At 47.1% G+C, this 18657-nt stretch carries 17 protein-coding genes; 8 read left to right on the top strand and 9 right to left on the bottom strand.

All coding sequences use genetic code 11. The features are described 5' to 3' along the window. Positions 1-10 precede the first annotated feature (10 nt). The 4 genes from EPL05_RS21490 to EPL05_RS21475 all read right to left on the bottom strand — a co-directional run bounded on the left by EPL05_RS21490 (position 11) and on the right by EPL05_RS21475 (position 2305). Positions 11-640 (bottom strand): OmpA family protein, encoded by a 630-nt coding sequence (locus EPL05_RS21490; RefSeq protein WP_128536046.1) that lies wholly within the window; start codon positions 638-640, stop codon positions 11-13. 265 nt (positions 641-905) lie between these two features. Further along, a complete protein-coding gene (locus EPL05_RS21485) occupies positions 906-1256 on the bottom strand; it encodes a DUF2200 domain-containing protein (RefSeq protein ID WP_128536045.1) in 351 nt (116 codons plus the stop codon). A 302-nt stretch (positions 1257-1558) separates the two neighbouring features. After that, positions 1559-1867 carry a hypothetical protein gene (locus EPL05_RS21480; RefSeq protein WP_128536044.1) on the bottom strand — a complete coding sequence of 103 codons (309 nt, stop codon included), beginning with the start codon at positions 1865-1867 and terminating at the stop codon, positions 1559-1561. Positions 1868-2014: 147 nt separating this feature from the next. Beyond that, positions 2015-2305 (bottom strand): hypothetical protein, encoded by a 291-nt coding sequence (locus EPL05_RS21475; protein ID WP_128536043.1) that lies wholly within the window; start codon positions 2303-2305, stop codon positions 2015-2017. Positions 2306-2430: 125 nt separating this feature from the next. On the opposite strand from EPL05_RS21475, the gene EPL05_RS21470 reads away from it, so the two are divergent. Together EPL05_RS21470 and EPL05_RS21465 are read left to right on the top strand one after the other, a co-directional pair. Beyond that, entirely contained in the window at positions 2431-3231 is an 801-nt protein-coding gene (locus tag EPL05_RS21470; protein WP_128536042.1) for an NIPSNAP family protein, read from the top strand. Positions 3232-3300: 69 nt separating this feature from the next. Then, complete coding sequence (locus EPL05_RS21465; protein WP_208394808.1) at positions 3301-3555, top strand: hypothetical protein; 255 nt, start codon at positions 3301-3303, stop codon at positions 3553-3555. Between the two features lie 52 nt (positions 3556-3607). Here the strand turns inward: EPL05_RS21465 and EPL05_RS21460 are convergent, their stop codons facing one another. The 4 genes from EPL05_RS21460 to EPL05_RS21445 form a co-directional block, all read right to left on the bottom strand. Beyond that, complete coding sequence (locus tag EPL05_RS21460) at positions 3608-4579, bottom strand: glycoside hydrolase family 43 protein (RefSeq protein WP_128536040.1); 972 nt, start codon at positions 4577-4579, stop codon at positions 3608-3610. Positions 4580-4583: 4 nt separating this feature from the next. Further along, positions 4584-5615 carry a family 43 glycosylhydrolase gene (locus EPL05_RS21455; RefSeq protein ID WP_128536039.1) on the bottom strand — a complete coding sequence of 344 codons (1032 nt, stop codon included), beginning with the start codon at positions 5613-5615 and terminating at the stop codon, positions 4584-4586. Between the two features lie 532 nt (positions 5616-6147). After that, positions 6148-8124: an alpha-L-arabinofuranosidase C-terminal domain-containing protein gene (locus tag EPL05_RS21450; RefSeq protein WP_243837344.1), complete on the bottom strand. Its 1977-nt coding sequence runs from the start codon at positions 8122-8124 to the stop codon at positions 6148-6150. A 37-nt stretch (positions 8125-8161) separates the two neighbouring features. Further along, positions 8162-9337: an aldose epimerase family protein gene (locus EPL05_RS21445; RefSeq protein WP_128536038.1), complete on the bottom strand. Its 1176-nt coding sequence runs from the start codon at positions 9335-9337 to the stop codon at positions 8162-8164. Positions 9338-9705: 368 nt separating this feature from the next. Here EPL05_RS21445 and EPL05_RS21440 point away from each other — a divergent pair, with 368 nt between their 5' ends. From EPL05_RS21440 to EPL05_RS21415, 6 genes are all read left to right on the top strand, one after another. After that, entirely contained in the window at positions 9706-10413 is a 708-nt protein-coding gene (locus EPL05_RS21440) for an NUDIX hydrolase (protein ID WP_128536037.1), read from the top strand. A gap of 101 nt (positions 10414-10514) precedes the next feature. After that, positions 10515-12221 (top strand): ribulokinase, encoded by a 1707-nt coding sequence (locus tag EPL05_RS21435; protein ID WP_128536036.1) that lies wholly within the window; start codon positions 10515-10517, stop codon positions 12219-12221. A 2-nt stretch (positions 12222-12223) separates the two neighbouring features. Continuing rightward, positions 12224-12922, top strand: a complete 699-nt coding sequence (locus EPL05_RS21430) for an L-ribulose-5-phosphate 4-epimerase (protein ID WP_128536035.1) — start codon at positions 12224-12226, stop codon at positions 12920-12922. Between the two features lie 48 nt (positions 12923-12970). Continuing rightward, positions 12971-14335 carry a glycoside hydrolase family 27 protein gene (locus EPL05_RS21425; protein ID WP_208394807.1) on the top strand — a complete coding sequence of 455 codons (1365 nt, stop codon included), beginning with the start codon at positions 12971-12973 and terminating at the stop codon, positions 14333-14335. A gap of 52 nt (positions 14336-14387) precedes the next feature. Beyond that, positions 14388-15878, top strand: coding sequence for an L-arabinose isomerase (gene araA / locus EPL05_RS21420; protein WP_128536034.1), 1491 nt, complete (start codon positions 14388-14390; stop codon positions 15876-15878). A gap of 83 nt (positions 15879-15961) precedes the next feature. After that, on the top strand, positions 15962-17668 hold the full coding sequence (locus EPL05_RS21415) for a sodium:solute symporter family transporter (RefSeq protein WP_128536033.1): 1707 nt from the start codon (positions 15962-15964) through the stop codon (positions 17666-17668). Positions 17669-17797: 129 nt separating this feature from the next. Here the strand turns inward: EPL05_RS21415 and EPL05_RS21410 are convergent, their stop codons facing one another. Then, positions 17798-18646, bottom strand: a complete 849-nt coding sequence (locus EPL05_RS21410; protein WP_128536032.1) for a metallophosphoesterase family protein — start codon at positions 18644-18646, stop codon at positions 17798-17800. Positions 18647-18657: the final 11 nt, after the last annotated feature.

Here is an 18657-nt window from a genome sequence, read left to right as displayed (position 1 = left end):
AAAATAATAATTAGTTAGAAACCGGGAATGCTACTATTGCCACATTCCTGTTTTGCTGCCTGCCGCCTGCGGTGGCATTGCTTGCAACCGGTTCGTTTTCGCCTAAGCTCTGTACCGAAACTTTATCGGCATCCAGCCCGTTTTTGGTCAGCCAGTCTTTAACTGCATTCGCGCGATCTGTACCCAGTTGTTTGTTGTGGGCGGCATCGCCTTTGCTATCCGTACTGCCGTAAACGCCAATGGTTGCGCCTTTAAACTTGTTGTTTAACGATGCTACAATCATCTTCAGTTTGACGTCCGCGCTGCTGGTAAGCGTGTTTTTATCCGTTTCGAACAGGATATTATTACCAAGGCTGTAAATGGTGTACTTATCGGTAGCGCTTACATAGATGCTGGTATCGCCAATGTCGCTGTCAGTGCTGCGGGGCGAATTAAAGTCAACTGTGCTCCAGTCGGGGCCGGTTGCCGCTAATGCTTTCGTGGTATCACCCGTTACGGTACTGGTACTATCGGTTGATGCTACTTGTTTTGAGCCGCCGCATCCTTTAAGCAAGAAAAACAATACCGCCAGGGCCACCAGGGCCAGCAGTATCCAGATCCATGGAGACGACTTTTTGGGTTCTACTTCTAAATGTGCCATTTGTTGTTAAGTTGAGTTTATATTGATTAATTCGTTTTTTGTATTAATCACAACTAACAACAATTAACTATGTTTTAAATATAAATCTTTATAAGATAAAAACAATTTGATATAGAAAGGTGTAAATGGGTATTTTGAAAAGCAAGGGCAGAAGCTTTTAGGTTGCGGTAGCCCCGCCATACGCTTATACTGCGCGGGCATTAAGCGCCGGGCCGGTATCCGCTGCTGTGGGGTTTAGGTGGGATGGGCTTTAAGTTTGGTACGCTTACTTCCTTAAAATTTTCTCCATTGCTTTTCCTTTTGCCAATTCTTCAATCAACTTATCCAGGTAACGTACCTTCTGCATCACCGGGTCTTCAATATTCTCCACACGGTAACCGCAAATTACGCCTGTAATTTTTCCAACATTCGTGTTCATTTTCGGCGCTTCGGCAAAAAAGGTTTCAAAATCTGGTCTATCGCTGATAAGCTGCTGCAGCGATTCATCGTTATACCCGGTGAGCCAAAATATAATTTCATCCACCTCTGCCTTTGTTCGGCCTTTCCGCTCCACTTTATTCACATAAAGCGGATAAACACCCGCGAAACTCATTTTGTAAACCCTCGTGTTATCCATATACCTGTTATTATTACCTGCAATTATGGGCAGGCCTATAAAGTTACAAAATGAAATTTATACGGAAGATTTAAGAAAAATGGTTTTTGAAATTGTATGCAGTATGCTTTGCATGCGGGCAACAAGCCGGGGACGCTTGCGGCAGCGATCTGCTTGAGGTAGCCTTGAAGTTTCCTTAACGCCACAACCCTCACCCCCACTAAACCCGATTGTACGGAAAGCCCGCGTCTATCAGCGGCTTGGAGGAAAAGCGGGGCTACCGTTGCCTAAGCACCACTGCAATTGCTTTTCAAACCCTTCTTTTAATAATAGGCCTCCGTACTGGCCACCAAATTCAGTATCTCCAGCTTGGGTTCCACTTCCAGACCGCTAGCCGAAAGTTCGTCAGCAAATTTTTTGAAGGAGGCGAGTTCCTGCAGGATTTGGTGAGCCTCTTCGCTTTCCAACTGGTCGAAATGCATAAAGGTTTTGCCATCGGGCAGCAGCCAGGCACCATACTTGATGCCGGGGTGGTTCAGGGTTTTCAGTTCGGCCACAACGGCAGCTATATTCTGCTCATTTATGGGCGCATATTCGGGCCGGGTGGTGTATTGCACACGTACAACTTTCATGGTAATTTTGGCTAAAGGGTTATTACAATAATACCAAATTGCACCCCGCTCGGCAAGGGGCTAAGCCGCCATAAATACGCGCTTTTTACGACAAAAAAACCAGAGGGCTCATACAAAACCCCTGCTGTGGGCACTAAGCTATAAATCTCAGCGCTTTACAATATAATCGTACCAAACGTACAACTGATCGAAAAGGGGGCCGGCGGTAAATTCCTTGCCTTTGGAGGTTACCATGCGCACAAATCCCTGCTCGTTATCGGCTATCACTTCGTCTATTTCCGCAGGTAGTTTATCCTGCTGAAACCGAAAGCGCACCTTTACTTTGTCCTGTTTACGTTCTACCTCGCTTTGGGCGGGCACCAGGAAGGTTTCGCCGCCTTTGTAAAAAGAGATGTGCCGGTTTTCTGATAAACTCATGTAGTGTAACGCGAATTGCATGGTGTAAAGTAACGCAAACCGTCAATACTGATACAGGGTAGAAGCACCCTATTTCCGGTGTTTTTTCACCCTGTTTTTTTAGCTAAAAGCGTATATTGCCGGCAAATTATAAACAATAACCCTGTATGAAAAGACGCTCTTTTGTAAAGTCGGCCCTGGTAAGTGGTGCCGCTGCTGCCATAATACCTGCCGCGGCCATAGCTGCCGATACCGATAACCCACCCAATCATGGTACAGATTACTACGAATTGCGCACCTATACGCTAAAGAACGATACCCAGCAAAAACTGGTAGAGGATTACTTTCAGTACGCCTCCATCCCCGCCCTCAATCGCATTGGCATACGCCACGTAGGGGTATTTACCGAACTAAAGCCCGAAGGGCAAACCAAAATTTACGTACTTACCATTTATAACGGACTGGCTCATTTAAGCCACATAGCCGATAACATTGGCAAGGATGCCGAATTGAAAAAACAAGGCGCCGCGTACCTCAATGCCCCTGCCTCGGCACCCGCGTACGAACGAATAGAAAGCTCGCTGATGAAGGCATTTAAGCATAGCCCGTTATTGGAAGCTCCGCCAAAAACCGCAAGGATATTTGAGTTGCGCCAGTACCAGAGCGCCAGCGAAGCCGCCGGTAAAAAGAAGATTGAAATGTTTAACGACCAGGGCGAGATTGACATTTTTAAACGCCTGGGCTTTAAACCCGTATTTTGGGGCGAAACCATCATCGGTCCGCTGCGCCCCAACCTTACCTACATGGTAACCTTTGATGACCTGGCCGCCAAGGACGCACACTGGAAAGCCTTTGGAGGTGACCCTCAATGGAAAAAAATAAGTTCGGTGCCTGAATATGCAGATGCCCTGCTGGTGAACAAGATAACATCTACCCTGCTGGTACCTACGGCTTACTCGCAGATATAACCGGGGAATTGAATTACAGGCGAACTGTTATTTTGGTAGCTTTGCAGCATACAACAAACATAAATACCCATGCAAGACCCATTTGACATATTAGTGAATGGAATAGTTTATTCCGTATTCCCCGAGGAGGATAACGTTTATACCATTTTTAAAGCCGGGGTGGAATTTGGCAAGATAGAAAAAGACACCGAAAACATTTGGCTAAAGCTCAACTCCGAAACCGAGATGCCCATGTTTGATAACGACCCCGAAACCAACCAAATTGGGCAGGCCATTACCAACTATGTACCCGAAGAAGAAGACGAGGACGAAGAGTTTGAATAACAAATTTATAGTGAAACAAAGCGGCCACCGATAAAACCGGTGGCCGTTTTTGTTATTTAGTGATTTTCTTTACCCCTTCACTGGTCATCACCACGCGCTTGATGCTGCCATCTTTATTATAATACAGGTTATCTACACAAACCGAGCGATGAAAACTCCCTGCATCTGCCGCCAGCGCGCCGGTATGATAAATAAAATAACTCTTCCCCTTAAAATCAATAATGGCCTGGTGGTTGGTATTGGAATTACCTGCCAACTCGTTTATAATGCCTTTGTACACCCAGGGGCCATTAATGCTGCGGCTCATGGCATAGGCTATTTTTTCGGGGAACTCATAAGCGTATGACAGGTAATACCAGCCATTGCGGAAATGGATCCACGGGGCTTCGGTAAAATGCGGCAGGGTGATGGTTTGGATGGGGCCGTCCAGCTCAGTCATATTGGCTTTTAGTTTGGCGTAATAGCAAATGCCGTTACCCCAAAACAGGTAGGCCTGCCCGTCATTGTCGATGATAACGGATGGGTCTATATCGTCCCAAGAATGCTTCACGGCTTTGGTCATATCGTTGGTGATAATGGCGCTGCCGCGTGCATCTTTAAACGGGCCTAACGGGTTATCGGCAACGGCCACCCCTATCGCCTTACCGGGTATAGTGGCGTGCTCTACGGCTACATACCAATAAAATTTGCCATCGCGTTCTATCACCTGCGATGCCCACGCGTCGGCCTTTGCCCAGCTAAATTCTTTCACATTCAAGGGCGATGGGTGCTCCGTCCAGGTGTTCATATCGGTAGTGGTAAAGCTTGCCCAATGGTGCATTACATAATTACTTTTGCCGGTTGGCGCTTCGTCCACCCCAGTGTACAAGTACACTTTGCCATTGTACACCATTGCGGCAGGGTCTGCAGTGAACTTATGCCGGATGAAGGGGTTACCTTCGGCACGGAAAACGGTATCCTGCGCATTCGCCACACTAAAAAGGCAGCAGGCGGCTAAAGCGAATAAGTATTTTTTGTTGAGCATATTGTTATTTCTTGGTTGTCAATTCATTTTTATCTATTTCCGGCCAGCCGTCTACCCAATTCAATTTATTTAGGCGAAGCTTGGAGATGCCTTTATCCGCAGCGTCATATCCGTGGAACGCAATATAGTCGGCACCATCAAACGTACTTACACCATTGTGCCCTACCCCGTACCAATCCTTATCTCCTTCCAGCAAAATACTCCCGCCGCCTTTGTTCATGGCGATGCCAGCCTTATCCAGGAAAGGGCCTTTGATATTTTTAGCACGGCCGATGATCATCTTATAGGTACTCTTCGGCCCTTTGCAGCAATAATCTATGGATGCGAACAGGTAGTAATATTTATCGTGCTTAAACATAAATGGCGCTTCAATGGCGTTGCCGCCGGCATCAACCGGGTTACCCTCTGCCGATGGCGGATTTTCTGCCGATGGGGCTTTTTTCCGGGTGGCTATGGTGGGGATCGCTGTAAGATCGTCGGCAACGCTCAGCCTGTCTTTCTTCAGCTTAATCAGTTTCAGCCCGTCCCAAAAAGAGCCGAACGCGAGGTACGGTGTGCCTTTATCATCGGTAATTAAGTTTGGGTCGATGGCGTTCCAGTTGGTTCGATCTGGGGTAGACCGGATGATCTGCCCATGATCTACCCATTTATAAGCGGGGCTATTGGGATGCAGCGTAGTGTTGGTGGCCAGCCCGATAGCCGAGGTGTTCTTCCCGAAGGCAGACACCGAGTAGAACAGGTAATAGGTGCCGTTATAGTACGAAATATAGGGCGCCCAGATGTGGTTGGTAAACGCCGGCAAAAAATCCAGCACCCATTGCGGCGCGGCTGCAAATATTTGCTTTTCGCGTTTCCAATGCACCTTATCAGTGCTCGACCAATTGCTGATCCCCATCCCGGTGCAAAAAATGTAATAAACGCTATCCTGTTTAATAATTACCGGGTCGTGTACGGAAATATCCGTCTTCAATTGCTGGGCCTGTATGTGGAAGCCCAGGAATAGCGTGAAGGCGGTTAACAATAGCTTTTTAAACATTAGATATTTGAATAACCTGTTTGTAATACTTAACTATCCGATGTGTTAGTCAACATGGCGGCGAACACACCCCTGCCATTACACACATCGGCGCGCCCCCTCTCGAGAGGGGAGATAAAAAATGTCCTACTTTAAAAGCAGGGGCTTCGTGCGATTCCCCTCTTGAGAGGGGTGCAGGGGTGTGTTAGTCAACATGGCGGCGAACCCGCCCCTGCCACTACCCTCGCCGGCGCGCCCCCGGAGGAATATAGCCCATTAAAAGGCAACATATCCGATTTGCAAACGCTTCTATAAATCGCTTCAATTGGGAATTAGGGTTAACAAAAGTTAACACAATTTCAAAAAATATTTTTTAAATGCCTCATAATCAACAGTATAAAAAACTATAGGGTTAACATATTTTTCCATTTATAGTGTCACTGTAAATCCTAAATCTTTTATTGTGAAACCGTAAAGAAATTCAATAAACGCTGTCTTCTAACGGGCTATAGCCCTCCCGGTGGGAGCTAAAATGTGCCGTGTTAGCCAGCACTTAAATCATTTTCAGCCTGATAACTTTAAACGTGGCAGGCTCCACAGTAACCTTAACCAATTTACCGCTCACAACCGTCGTGCTTTTTACCGGGGCTACCGCTTTCGGTGCATCTAATGAGTTTACTGCATCCTTTTTATAGTTACCAAGTGTGGTTACCGTAGCCGTTTTTTGATAGGCAGCCGCGCTCTCGATATTGAAAGTAACCGGCTTTGCCTTATCAGTGGTGTTCACAAATTTGATGATCAGCTCTTTGTTTTTTTTATCGATGCTGGCGGTAGCGTAAGCACCTTCCTCGCCGCTTACCATTTCGCCATTGTTTAACAGCGGCACCACATCTGTACCTTTATTGAGCGAGTATAGTTGTTGCACATAATAATCCGGCGTAGCGTACGAGCGCAGGTTATCAAACCAAATCAGATCGGGCGTCCATTGCCAGCCATCCACATGGGCAAAAAGCGGCGCGTAGGACGCCATGTTCACCACATCGGCGTTACGTTCCAGGCCGGTCATAAAAGCGGCTTCGGCCAACGCGCACTCCCAGTTATTTTTATTATCGGGGCTGCCGGTGGCTACACTTTGCGCGGCGTATTCGCCGGCGAAGATCTTAGGGCCTTTACGGTCGTAATTATCATAGCGTTTGGCGTTATCTAAAAACCATTTAGGGGCTTTGTAGTAATGCTCATCCAAAATATCGGCGTTCATCCCACGGAAAAATTTATCCAGCCTGTTAAACTCTTCGCCTTCTGCATAAGGCCCAACGCTCGATATGATTTTGATGTACGGGTATTTATCTTTTATCGCTTTGGTGAAAATTTTCCAGCGTTCGATGTATTGCTCACCCCATTGTTCGTTACCAACGCCCAGCATTTTAAGGTTAAATGGTTTTGGGTGGCCAAGGTCTGCACGCAGCTTGCCCCATTTGGTCTCCGGGCCGCCGTTGGCAAATTCAACCAGGTCCAAAGCATCCTGCACGTAAGGGTCCAGCTGATCAATCGGCACCAGTTGCCCGGTGTTAAACTGGCAGGCCATCCCGCAATTCAGTATAGGCAGCGGCGATGCGCCAATGTCCTCGGCTGTCATAAAATACTCCATAAAGCCCAGGCCAAAGGTTTGATAATAATCGGGCGTAGGGCGGTGCTTAAACTCCGTGTTCCAGCGGTTGATAATATTTTCGCGTTTATCAATATCGCCAATACTCTTTTTCCATTGGTAACGGTTCACCAGGTCGCGGCCTTCTACAATACATCCGCCGGGGAACCTTAGGAAACCGGGCTTCATATCGGCGAGTTTTTGTACCAGGTCGGCACGCAGGCCAGCGGGGCGATTTTTCCAGGTGTGCTGTGGAAACAGCGATACCATATCCAGGTCTACCGAACCCTTACCCTTTAGCCAAACATATAGCGAGGCCTTGTTTTCGGTAGCGGTGGCGGTAAATTTTACGTTATACTTTTTCCAATCTGCAGATGTTGGCGTTAAGGTACCTGTACCAATAACCGTCCCTTTGGCATTATGCAGTTCTACAATCAACTTAACCAGGCTGCCTGCGGGTTTGCGGGCGGTAACCGTAAAACTGTAGCCCTCCCCTTTTTTTATCCCCATCCCGCGGAAACCCTCGTTAGATAAGCCGAAGGAACCGGTGCTGCTTTCCACATTTACTTTTATGGTATGCGCGTTCTCGGGGCGCTCGGCGGTACGGTCAATAACCGCTACACTGCCTTTACCGCCATTTTTCTGCTGCTCTTTCCAGCCCGCCAAATGGCTGTCGAATTCGAACGAACGGTTCTTCACCAGTTCGGCATACACGCCGCCATCTGCCGCAAGGTTAATATCCTCGAAAAAGATACCGTACATGGTTGGCTCGACATGCGCCTTTACTTTATCCGCTTCAATGGTGTAAACCTTTGGTGTTTGCGCCTGCGCCGTTGCTAAGGCCGCCATGGCACAGGCTGTAAAAAATGCTCTTTTTATAATCATGGGGTTATAATACAATGCCATAAGGCTGTGGCGCTTATTATTTATTTAAAAACTTGTAGGTGCTGCTTGTATGGTAAGTTTGCCCCGGTTTCAACACGGTTGAAGGGAACGCCGGCTGGTTTGGCGAATCGGGGAAATACTGCGTTTCCAGGCAAAATGCCGAGCGCAGAACGTATGCTTTCCCACCCTTACCATCGTGTGTGGCACCGGTTAAAAAGTTACCGCTGTAAAATTGCAAGCCGGGTTCAACCGTGTAAACCTCCATGGTAATACCTGTTACCGGGCTATTTGCTATGGCAATGGGGTTGCTGCCGTCGTTTTTGTTTAGCACAAAATTATGGTCGTAGCCCTTGCCGTTCTTTAACTGTTCATCTGTTGTACCAATATCTTTACCAATGGCTTTTGCCGTGGTAAAATCGAAAGGCGTGCCCTTAACCGGTTGAATTTTACCCGTTGGGATCAGCGTGGTATCCACCGGGATGAAGCCATCGGCAGTTATCTTCAGGGTGTTGTTAAGGATGGTGCTGTCGCCCGCCCCGTTCAGGTTAAAATAAGCGTGGTTGGTTAAGTTTACAATGGTTTCTTTATCGGTATTGGCGGTATAATCTATTTTTAAAGCATTATCATCGGTAAGTGTATAGGTAACCTTAACCGTTAACTTACCGGGGTAGCCACCTTCACCATCGGGAGAGGTGTAGGTAAGGTTTAGCGTTTGCCCGCTTTGTTCGGCATCAAACACTTGCCCAAAAAAACCTTTACGCCCGCCGTGCAGGGTATTAAAGCCATCGTTAACATCAGCCTGGTATGTTTTGCCGCCTACCGTAAATTTACCTTTTGCAATGCGGTTACCATAGCGGCCAATGATAGCGCCAAAATAAGGCTCCCCTTTTTTTTGATAGGTTTGCACGCTATTATAGCCAAGCACTACGTCAACCAGTTTGCCGGCTTTATCGGGCACCATCAGGCTAACCACCCTGCCACCGTAATTGGTAATGCTTACGCTTGCGCCGCTTTTATTGGTTAGGGTATAAAGTTTGGTGTTTTTGCCATTGATAACCGCTTCAAAATTCTTTGGGTTGAGGTTTTCTGTAACCGCCTTAGCAGCTAAGGTATCCTTACCATCGCCGGTACCTGTAGCCGGGCCTTTGCACGCGGCTAATAAAACTAAAGCGCAACCGCTTAACAAAACAAGGGTGTTATTTTTTGCTCTCATAATTAATAATTTCTGAAATTTTGGCTAAAAAATATCGCGTTTTTAGCCCTTTTTTGAAGTTATAATTGGTATTTCTCGCAAATAAACGCCGATTTTCGCAAAGTGCTTCCGGGCTGTTGCCTGCGGTTTTCTTCGCTTTTCTCCCGTTTTCCGCGTGTATTTAAAATCGAAGGTAAAATTTAATTTTATTAATTGTGAAATAAACACTTAAAATATTTTCAAATTATTGGTGTTATTTTTACACTATTGTTATTGGTTTTTATAGCCAAAAAAGAGGGATTTCTTAACATTAAATAAATAAATTATTTTTTTTCAACTCCCGTAAACTATATTTGCCGCCAACAATTACACAACCACCCAGTACAAGCATGACCAAATATTCTAAACAAAGCAGGTTTTTAATAGCGGTAGATTGTATTGTTTTTGGTTTTGACGGAGAAACTTTAAAACTGCTGCTTATTAAACGCAGCTTTAATCCCGAGAAGGATAAATGGAGCCTGATGGGTGGCTTCGTGCAGGCGAGTGAAAGCCTTGACCAGGCCGCCAATCGCATATTAAAGCAACTCACTGGTTTAGAGGGTGTTTACCTCGAACAGATGTACTCCTTCGGCGAAACAAACCGCGACCCGATAGAGCGCACAATATCAGTAAGTTACTTCGCGCTGGTAGATATACACAAGTACGAGAAACAAATAAGTACTGATTTTCATGCCGAATGGGTGCCCCTGAAACGCATACCCAAGCTTATTTTCGATCACCAGGAAATGGTAGAGCTGGCTAAAAAAAGCATCCGCTACAAGGCCGCGCTGCACCCCATTTTGTTCGAGCTGCTTCCCTCCCGCTTTACTTTACCGCAACTGCAAACCCTTTACGAGAGTGTTTTTAACACCAGTATTGATAAACGCAACTTCAGCAAACGCGTTTTGGCTACCGGCCTGCTCATCAAACTAACTGATAAAGATAAAGCCGGTTCTAAACGCGGCGCATACTACTACCAACTGAATATGCAGAAGTATTATGCTAATTTCCAGGCATTTATAAACATAATCCCTAACCCGGATTCCCTTCAGAATTAAATAACAGACGGCTTGTTAGAAAAAAATTAAATGTTTTTTCTGAAAAATTTCTTTTTGTAAAAAAATAAGTGTTATTTCGACACTCAATTATACTACTAAATATGAGTAAGGATCAGTACGTGATCGGGGTCGACTATGGGTCGGATTCGGTCCGCTCCGTAATTGTTAATGCAGCAAACGGCCAGGAAATTGCCTCCTCGGTGTTTAATTATCCCCGCTGGCGCGATGGTTTGTATTGTGTACCTTCAGAAAACCAGTTCAGGCAGCACCCTTTAGATTATATAGAAGGGCTGGAAACTACCATTAAAGATTGTATCAAAATTGCCGGCGGCGAAGCTATCGCGCAGAATATCAAGGGAATCTCGGTAGATACTACCGGCTCTACCCCTGTCGCGGTTGATGCCACAGGCACGCCGCTTGCGCTGTTGCCGCAGTTCCAAACAAACCCAAACGCCATGTTTGTTTTGTGGAAAGACCATACCGGCATTAAAGAAGCCGAAGAAATAAATGCCCATGCCGAAAACTTTGAACCCAACTATCTTAAATATGTAGGCGGAATTTATTCTTCGGAATGGTTCTGGGCTAAATTACTTCACGTAGTACGGGTAGATAGCGCTGTTGCAAACGCATTGCACTCCTGGGTAGAGCATTGCGACTGGGTGCCATTCCTGCTAACCGGCGGAACAAATGTAGCCGATATTAAACGCGGCCGCTGCTCGGCAGGGCACAAAGCGCTTTGGGCCGAAGAATTTGGTGGCTTACCGCCGGATAATTTCTTCAGTTCGCTCGATCAGCTTTTGACAGGTATCACCTCAAAACTATATACCGAAACTTATACCGCAGATGTTGCCGCAGGCAATTTAAGCGCGGAATGGGCCCAACGCTTAGGCCTGTCTACCGATGTAGTAATAGGCACCGGCGCTTTCGACGCGCACATGGGCGCGGTTGGCGGGCAGATAGAACCTTACTTTTTAAGTAAAGTAATGGGCACCTCTACCTGCGATATTTTAGTAGCGCCTTCTGCCGAGATAGATGGCAAACTGGTTAAAGGCATCTGCGGGCAAGTAAACGGATCGGTGATCCCCGGGATGGCCGGTTTAGAAGCAGGACAATCTGCCTTTGGCGATACCTACGCCTGGTTTAAAAACCTGGTGAACTGGCCGGTTAATAATCTGCTATCACAATCTACCCTTATTGATGCTGCTACCGCTGAAGCTTTGAAAGAAGAACTTTCTGAATTGATAATACCAGAGTTGAGCCGGCAGGCCGCTCTTTTACCTATAGAAGAAACCAACGAACTGGCGATAGACTGGTTTAACGGCCGCCGCACGCCGGATGCTAACCAGGCATTAAAAGGTGTTATCAGCGGGCTGAATTTGGGAAGCGATGCCCCGCGCGTTTTCCGTGCGCTGGCAGAGGCTACCTGTTTCGGTGCCAAAAGTATTGTGGAGCGCTTTATCAGCGAAGGGATCCCGGTTAAAGGGATCATTGGTATTGGCGGGGTGGCCAAAAAATCACCTTTTGTAATGCAAATGATGTCGGACATTTTGGGAATGCCTATCCGAATCCATCAGTTTAAACATACCTGTGCCTTAGGCGCGGCTATGTTTGCAGCGGTTGTCGCGGGTATTTATCCGAATGTGGAAGCTGCCATGCAAGCCATGGGTAGGGGCTTTGATGTTAGCTATGAGCCAAACGCCGAATTAAATGCCGTTTACGAAAAACGCTACCAGCAATACAAAACCCTGGGCAGCTATATCGCGCAGCAAACAGCTTTAAAAACAAGCACGCAACTTCAAAACGCTTAAGCATGAGCCAGTATCAACATATTAAACAAAAGGCTTATGAGGCAAATATGCAGCTGCCTAAACTTGGGCTGGTGCTGTTCACCTTTGGCAACGTAAGCGCTGCCGACCATGATCTGGGCGTATTTGCTATTAAACCCAGCGGTGTGCCTTACGAGGAATTATCGCCGGAGAAGATGGTAATTGTAGATTTTGACGGCAACACCGTTGAAGGCAGCCACCGCCCATCTTCTGATACTAAAACCCATGCGGTTTTGTATAAGAACTGGCCAAAAATTGGCGGGATTGTGCACACGCATTCTACCTACGCAACGGCTTGGGCGCAGTCGCAAAGGTGTATCCCCATTTTTGGCACTACGCATGCCGACCACCTTACCGCCGATATCCCCTGCGCGCCGCCCATGAGCGATGAGATGATCCAGGGTGATTACGAGTACCAAACTGGTTTCCAGATCATCGATCATTTTACAGAACTGGGGTTAAGCTACGAAGAAGTGGAGATGGTATTGGTAGGCAACCACGCCCCGTTCACTTGGGGTAAAACTGCCGATAAAGCCGTTTACAACAGCGCCGTTTTGGAGAGTGTCGCCCAAATGGCCCTTCTCACCGAACAGATAAACGCCAACGCCCCGCGCCTGAAGGACGCGCTGATAAAAAAACATTTCGAAAGAAAGCATGGGCCGGATTCGTATTACGGGCAATAGACATATTTGAGATTTGAGACCTGAGATTTTAAATACGACAGATAAGAAATGAAATTACGTTACGCCATCATTATTGCAAGTATGCTCATCGGTGCCGGCGCATCGGCACAAAATAAAATTGCTGGTACCCCACCAATGGGCTGGAATAGCTACAATTGTTTTGGATCGGCCGTGCATGAGGACGAGGTAAAGGCCAATACCGATTACATGGCCGAAAAGCTAAAACCCTTTGGCTGGGAATATATTGTGGTAGATTTTTTATGGAGCTACGATAACCCTCCCGGCAGCAACATAGGCAACCCTTTCCAGATGCGTTTGGGGGATGGCTCTTATGTACCGTGGCTTACTATGGATAAATGGGGCCGTTTGATGCCCCAACCTAATAAGTTCCCTTCGGCGCTTGATGGGAAAGGCTTTAAATCATTATCGGATTATGTGCATGGCAAAGGTTTAAAGTTTGGCATCCACGTAATGCGTGGGATTCCAAGGCAGGCGGTATGGAGCAAATCGCCGGTAAAAGGAACCAACGGTATTACTGCGGATATGGTTGCAGATACCAATTCTAAATGCCCCTGGATGAACCACATGTATGGCCTCAACATGAGCAAGGCCGGCGCACAGGAGTACCTGAATTCTATATTGGAGATGTACGCCAGCTGGGGTGTAGATTTTATAAAGGTTGATGACCTGTCCCGCCCCTATAGCAACGCAGAGGTAGAGGGCTATCAAAAAGCTATTCAAAACAGTGGCCGACCAATGGTGCTTAGCCTTTCGCCGGGCGAAACGCCGGTCGCCCAGGCGGCCCACGCTACCAAATACGCCAACATGTGGCGCATGGCCGATGATTTTTGGGACAACTGGAAAGAGATACTGCACATGTTTGATTACGCCAAAAGCTGGGAAGGCATTGGCGGCCCGGGCCATTGGCCGGATGCAGACATGATACAGATTGGCAAACTATCTAAACGCGGCCCGGTTGGCAACGAACGCTACAGCCGCTTTACCGAAGATGAACAATACACGCACATGACGTTCTGGAGTATTTACCGCTCGCCGCTAATGATAGGCGGCAACCTGCCCGAAAACCGTGAGCTGGAACTGAAATTATTTACCAATGCCGAGGTGCTCGGCGCAAACCAAAACGGCGAAAACCCAAAACAGCTTTACAAAAAAGATGGGGCGATGGTTTGGTATTCGCACGTACAGGGCAGCAAGGATTTGTATGTGGCGCTGTTCAATATAGGCGATGCAAATAAAAGTATGACGGTAGATCTTGCAGCCATCGGCTTCAAAGGCAAAGTAAAAGTGCGCGACCTGTGGAAGAAGCAAGACCTTGGCCTGTTTAAAAAAGCCTATCAGCAAAACGTAAACCTGCATGGCGCAACGCTGCTGAGGGTAACACCCATAAAATAAACAATACAAAAATAACTCATTCGCTAATTCACTCAATCACTAATTATATACAATGATCGATCTTAAAACATTTGAAGTTTGGTTTATTACCGGCAGCCAGAATTTATATGGAGAAGAAACCTTAAAGCAGGTAGCCGAACACTCCAAACATATAGCAGAGGGTTTAAACAGCGCCGGGCAGATGCCTGTACGTGTGGTTTACAAACCCGTGGTAAAAAGCACCGACGAGATCTACCAAACCCTGCAGGAGGCCAACGTTGCGCCAAACTGTATTGGTATCATCACCTGGATGCACACGTTCTCCCCTGCTAAAATGTGGATCCGCGGGCTCAATATTCTGCAAAAACCAATGCTGCACCTGCATACACAATACAACCGCGATATTCCGTGGAGCAGTATTGATATGGATTTCATGAACCTGAACCAAAGCGCCCACGGCGACCGCGAGTTTGGCTTTATGGTGTCGCGCCTGCGCAAAAACCGCAAAGTAGTAGTTGGCCACTGGCAAGATACTGAAGTGCTGGGCCAGATAGATGCCTGGGCACGGGCCGCCGCAGGCTGGTACGACTGGCAGGGTGCAAAATTTGCGCGCTTTGGCGATAACATGCGCTTTGTAGCGGTAACCGATGGCGACAAAGTAGAGGCCGAAACCAAGTTTGGCTTTTCGGTAAACACTTACGGCATAGGCGACCTGGTTGCTTTGATCGACAGCATCAGCGAAGCGGAGGTGACCACATTAACCGACCTGTACGAAGCAACTTATACCATGGACGCTTCGCTTAAAAAAGGCGGAGCTGGCTATTCATCTGTTTACGAGGCCGCTAAAATTGAACTGGGCCTGCGTAAATTTTTAGAAGACGGTGGCTTTAAAGGCTTTAGCGATACGTTCGAGGATCTGCACGGCATGGTACAATTGCCGGGCATTGCCTCGCAGCGTTTAATGGAAGCCGGTTATGGCTTTGCAGGCGAAGGCGATTGGAAAACTGCCGCGCTTGTGCGTGCATTTAAAGTAATGGGCAGCGGCCTTGCAGGTGGTAACGCCTTTATGGAAGATTACACCTACCACTTCGACCCGAGCAATGAATTGGTTTTGGGTTCGCACATGCTGGAGATAGACTCTTCTTTAGCGAATGGCAAGGCTTCTTTAGAAGTACACCCGCTGGGTATTGGCGGTAAAGCCGACCCTGCGCGTTTGGTATTTAACGTGGCCGGAGGCAATGCCCTAAATGCATCGCTGATAGATATGGGTAATCGTTTCCGTTTGCTGATAAACGAAGTAGAAGCCGTTGAGCCGCAAAACGACCTGCCAAACCTACCGGTAGCACGCGTACTATGGAAGCCACTGCCCGATATGAAAACCGGCTGCGCAGCATGGATCTACGCTGGTGGCGCTCACCATACCGCCTACAGCCAGAATTTAACAGCCGAGCATCTGCAGGATTTTGCTGATATGGCAGGCATTGAATTTTTGCGCATAGGCAAGGATACTAACATAGCCCAGTTCCGTAACGAATTGCGCTGGAACGAGGTGGCATACCGTTAGAAATTAAAACACAAAACAGGTAGCCGGATGGGATTTGGCTGCCTGTTTTACTAAACCAAATAACCTCCAATTAAAACCAAATTATGAATAAATTTACCCATATAGATTACATCATCTTTGTTATCTATTTCGTTGTGGTATCCAGTTATGGCTACTGGGTTTACAGCCGCAAAAAGATCAAAGGCGTATCAGACAGTAAGGATTTCTTCCTGGCCGAAGGCTCCCTTACCTGGTGGGCCATTGGCGCATCGCTCATCGCATCCAACATTTCTGCCGAGCAGTTTATCGGCACCAGTGGGCAGGGCTTTGCCGTAGGTTTGGCAGTTGCCGCTTACGAATGGGTTGCGGCTATCGCGCTCATTATTGTGGCGGTATGGTTTATCCCCATATTCCTCAAGAATAAGATCTTCACCATGCCGCAGTTTTTACATGCGCGGTATAACGAAACAGTGAGCTTTATCATGGCCATTTTTTGGCTGCTGCTCTACGTTTTGGTGAATTTAACCTCTATACTTTACTTGGGCGCTTTGGCTATTAACAGCCTTGCGGGCGGTGGTTACCTGCACGAGATCATCATAGCGCTGGCCATATTTGCCTTGTTTATCACCCTTGGTGGGATGAAGGTAATTGGTTACACCGATGTGATACAGGTATTGGTATTAGTGATAGGCGGCTTGGCTACAACCTATATAGCACTAACCCTGGTGAGTGAAAAATTCGGGTTTGGTAGCGATGCCTTAGCCGGTTTGAGCGCGATGTTTAAAGATGCCCCGGAGCACTTTAAAATGATAATGGCGAAGCCACAAGCGGGCGCGCCACAGGCCGAGATCAATAAATACCTTGCTTTGCCCGGTATTGCCATGTATTTTGCAGGCCAGTGGATAGTGAACCTTAACTACTGGGGCTGTAACCAATACATTACCCAACGCGCCCTGGGTGCCGACCTGAAAACCGCGCGTACAGGCATCCTGTTTGCCGGATTAATGAAACTGGCGATGCCAATCATTGTGGTGTTGCCGGGTATAGCCGCTTACGTATTATACAAAAATGGCGGCCTCCAGCAGGAAATGAACTCAGGCGGGCATTTCAATTCGGATAATGCGTATTCTGCTATCCTTGGCTTTTTACCTACCGGCTTAAAAGGGCTTTCTGTTGCCGCGCTTACGGCAGCTATTGTGGCATCGCTTGCGGGCAAGGCTAACAGTATCAGCACCATATTTACGCTGGATATTTACAAAAAGCACATTGATAAAGAGGCGAGCGAAAAGAAAATGGTTATCACTGGTAAGATAGTTATCCTGGCGGCGCTGGTATTTTCCATCATCCTTACCTGGAAAGATCTGTTGGGTATCAGCGGAGAGGGAGGTTTTACCTACATCCAAAAATACACCGGCTATATCAGCCCGGGTATCTTTGCCATATTCATCTTAGGTTTCTTTTGGAAACGCACTACCGGTGCAGCTGCCATAGCGGGGATATTAACCAGCTTCGCCATGTCGGTTTTGTTCAACAACTTCGCTCCTGCTTTATTCGGGCACGAAACAATACTTTATACCGCTTTCCCTACAGGTGATGCAAAAGGTACGTGGCAGATCCCGTTCTTAATTTGCATGGGCCTGTCCTTTTTCTTTACGGTGATCGTTATGGCGGTTATTAGCCTTGCAGGGCCTAAAATTAACCCTAAAGCTTTAGACATACCTAAGAATATGTTTAAGGTAGACAAAGGTACATTGGCGCTGATCATCGTAACATTAATGCTCCTTACCATGCTTTACGTTAAGTTCTGGTAAGGATTAAATAAGTCTCTCCTGTTTTATATTGGCAATTATATTGGCTGACCGGGCGCCCGCCCGGCAGCCTTTATCATTTTGGGCTCACTTGTTGCATCGCAGTGATGCTATCAAACAACCTTACAAGCACTATAACCTATTGCTGTTTAAAATAGGGTTTTGGCTGGCGTTCACCTGGTAGGTATAAATTTTATAGTCGTCATCTATTTCCACAATACGATAACCTTTGTAAGCTGTACCCCAATCGCCGCCTATGTGCGAATCGAAAAAATGCGGGAACCTGTTACCGGTGTACCTCACCCCATCGAGCGCGTGATCGTGCCCGTGGAACGCTGCTTTTACATTGGGATAGTTATGCAGCAGTTCGAGTGTTTCGGGGCAATCCAGGAAACCGTCGCCTTTGATCCATTTTATTGGCGGGATATGCAGGATCACAAAAACCACCTTTTTATCGGCAAATTTATCCAGCGATGCTTTGATGAAACTATTATTGGGGCAAACGTATCCGCCCTTTACATCTGCGGTGTTTGCTAAAACAAAGGCGATATCGCCATGCTCCACTGTGTAGTTATCTTCGTAGCTAAACACCTTCTTCCATATCGCGGCATCCGCAAAATCATGATTGCCGGGGATGGTATGATAAGGCACATTCAGCTTATCCAGGTATTTGGTTTTTATCTCAGGCAGCAGGTCGGGCCGGTTATGTACCAGGTCGCCGTTGAGGATCACCATATCGAGGTGGTTTTTGGTATGGTCGTCGTTCAGCCATTTAATAAGGTTGGCTGTATTCTCCTCAAACGGGGTGCCCTGCTGCGCGTAATGGATATCTGATGCGATAGCAAACCGCAGTTTTGGTTTAGCAATACCGCCGCTTTTATATTGGCTGCCGGGGTTTGCAAAACTGTTTATGGCTGGTAAAAGTGTTAGTCCGGCTATTGCGGTTAAGCTTGTACCGATAAATTCCCTGCGGTTGCTCATTTGTTTTTTTA

Origin of the sequence: Mucilaginibacter gilvus (assembly GCF_004054195.1) — a bacterium.
GTDB lineage: Bacteria > Bacteroidota > Bacteroidia > Sphingobacteriales > Sphingobacteriaceae > Mucilaginibacter > Mucilaginibacter gilvus.
Note: the sequence above shows the minus strand (reverse complement) of the source record. Positions and strands in the feature narration are given on the sequence as shown.

Coding starts and splice junctions, on each gene's coding strand:
- EPL05_RS21490 (WP_128536046.1), bottom strand. CDS start 640: ATGGCACATTTAGAAGTAGAACCCAAAAAGTCGTCTCCATGGATCTGG.
- EPL05_RS21485 (WP_128536045.1), bottom strand. CDS start 1,256: ATGGATAACACGAGGGTTTACAAAATGAGTTTCGCGGGTGTTTATCCG.
- EPL05_RS21480 (WP_128536044.1), bottom strand. CDS start 1,867: ATGAAAGTTGTACGTGTGCAATACACCACCCGGCCCGAATATGCGCCC.
- EPL05_RS21475 (WP_128536043.1), bottom strand. CDS start 2,305: ATGCAATTCGCGTTACACTACATGAGTTTATCAGAAAACCGGCACATC.
- EPL05_RS21470 (WP_128536042.1), top strand. CDS start 2,431: ATGAAAAGACGCTCTTTTGTAAAGTCGGCCCTGGTAAGTGGTGCCGCT.
- EPL05_RS21465 (WP_208394808.1), top strand. CDS start 3,301: ATGCAAGACCCATTTGACATATTAGTGAATGGAATAGTTTATTCCGTA.
- EPL05_RS21460 (WP_128536040.1), bottom strand. CDS start 4,579: ATGCTCAACAAAAAATACTTATTCGCTTTAGCCGCCTGCTGCCTTTTT.
- EPL05_RS21455 (WP_128536039.1), bottom strand. CDS start 5,615: ATGTTTAAAAAGCTATTGTTAACCGCCTTCACGCTATTCCTGGGCTTC.
- EPL05_RS21450 (WP_243837344.1), bottom strand. CDS start 8,124: ATGATTATAAAAAGAGCATTTTTTACAGCCTGTGCCATGGCGGCCTTA.
- EPL05_RS21445 (WP_128536038.1), bottom strand. CDS start 9,337: ATGAGAGCAAAAAATAACACCCTTGTTTTGTTAAGCGGTTGCGCTTTA.
- EPL05_RS21440 (WP_128536037.1), top strand. CDS start 9,706: ATGACCAAATATTCTAAACAAAGCAGGTTTTTAATAGCGGTAGATTGT.
- EPL05_RS21435 (WP_128536036.1), top strand. CDS start 10,515: ATGAGTAAGGATCAGTACGTGATCGGGGTCGACTATGGGTCGGATTCG.
- EPL05_RS21430 (WP_128536035.1), top strand. CDS start 12,224: ATGAGCCAGTATCAACATATTAAACAAAAGGCTTATGAGGCAAATATG.
- EPL05_RS21425 (WP_208394807.1), top strand. CDS start 12,971: ATGAAATTACGTTACGCCATCATTATTGCAAGTATGCTCATCGGTGCC.
- araA (WP_128536034.1), top strand. CDS start 14,388: ATGATCGATCTTAAAACATTTGAAGTTTGGTTTATTACCGGCAGCCAG.
- EPL05_RS21415 (WP_128536033.1), top strand. CDS start 15,962: ATGAATAAATTTACCCATATAGATTACATCATCTTTGTTATCTATTTC.
- EPL05_RS21410 (WP_128536032.1), bottom strand. CDS start 18,646: ATGAGCAACCGCAGGGAATTTATCGGTACAAGCTTAACCGCAATAGCC.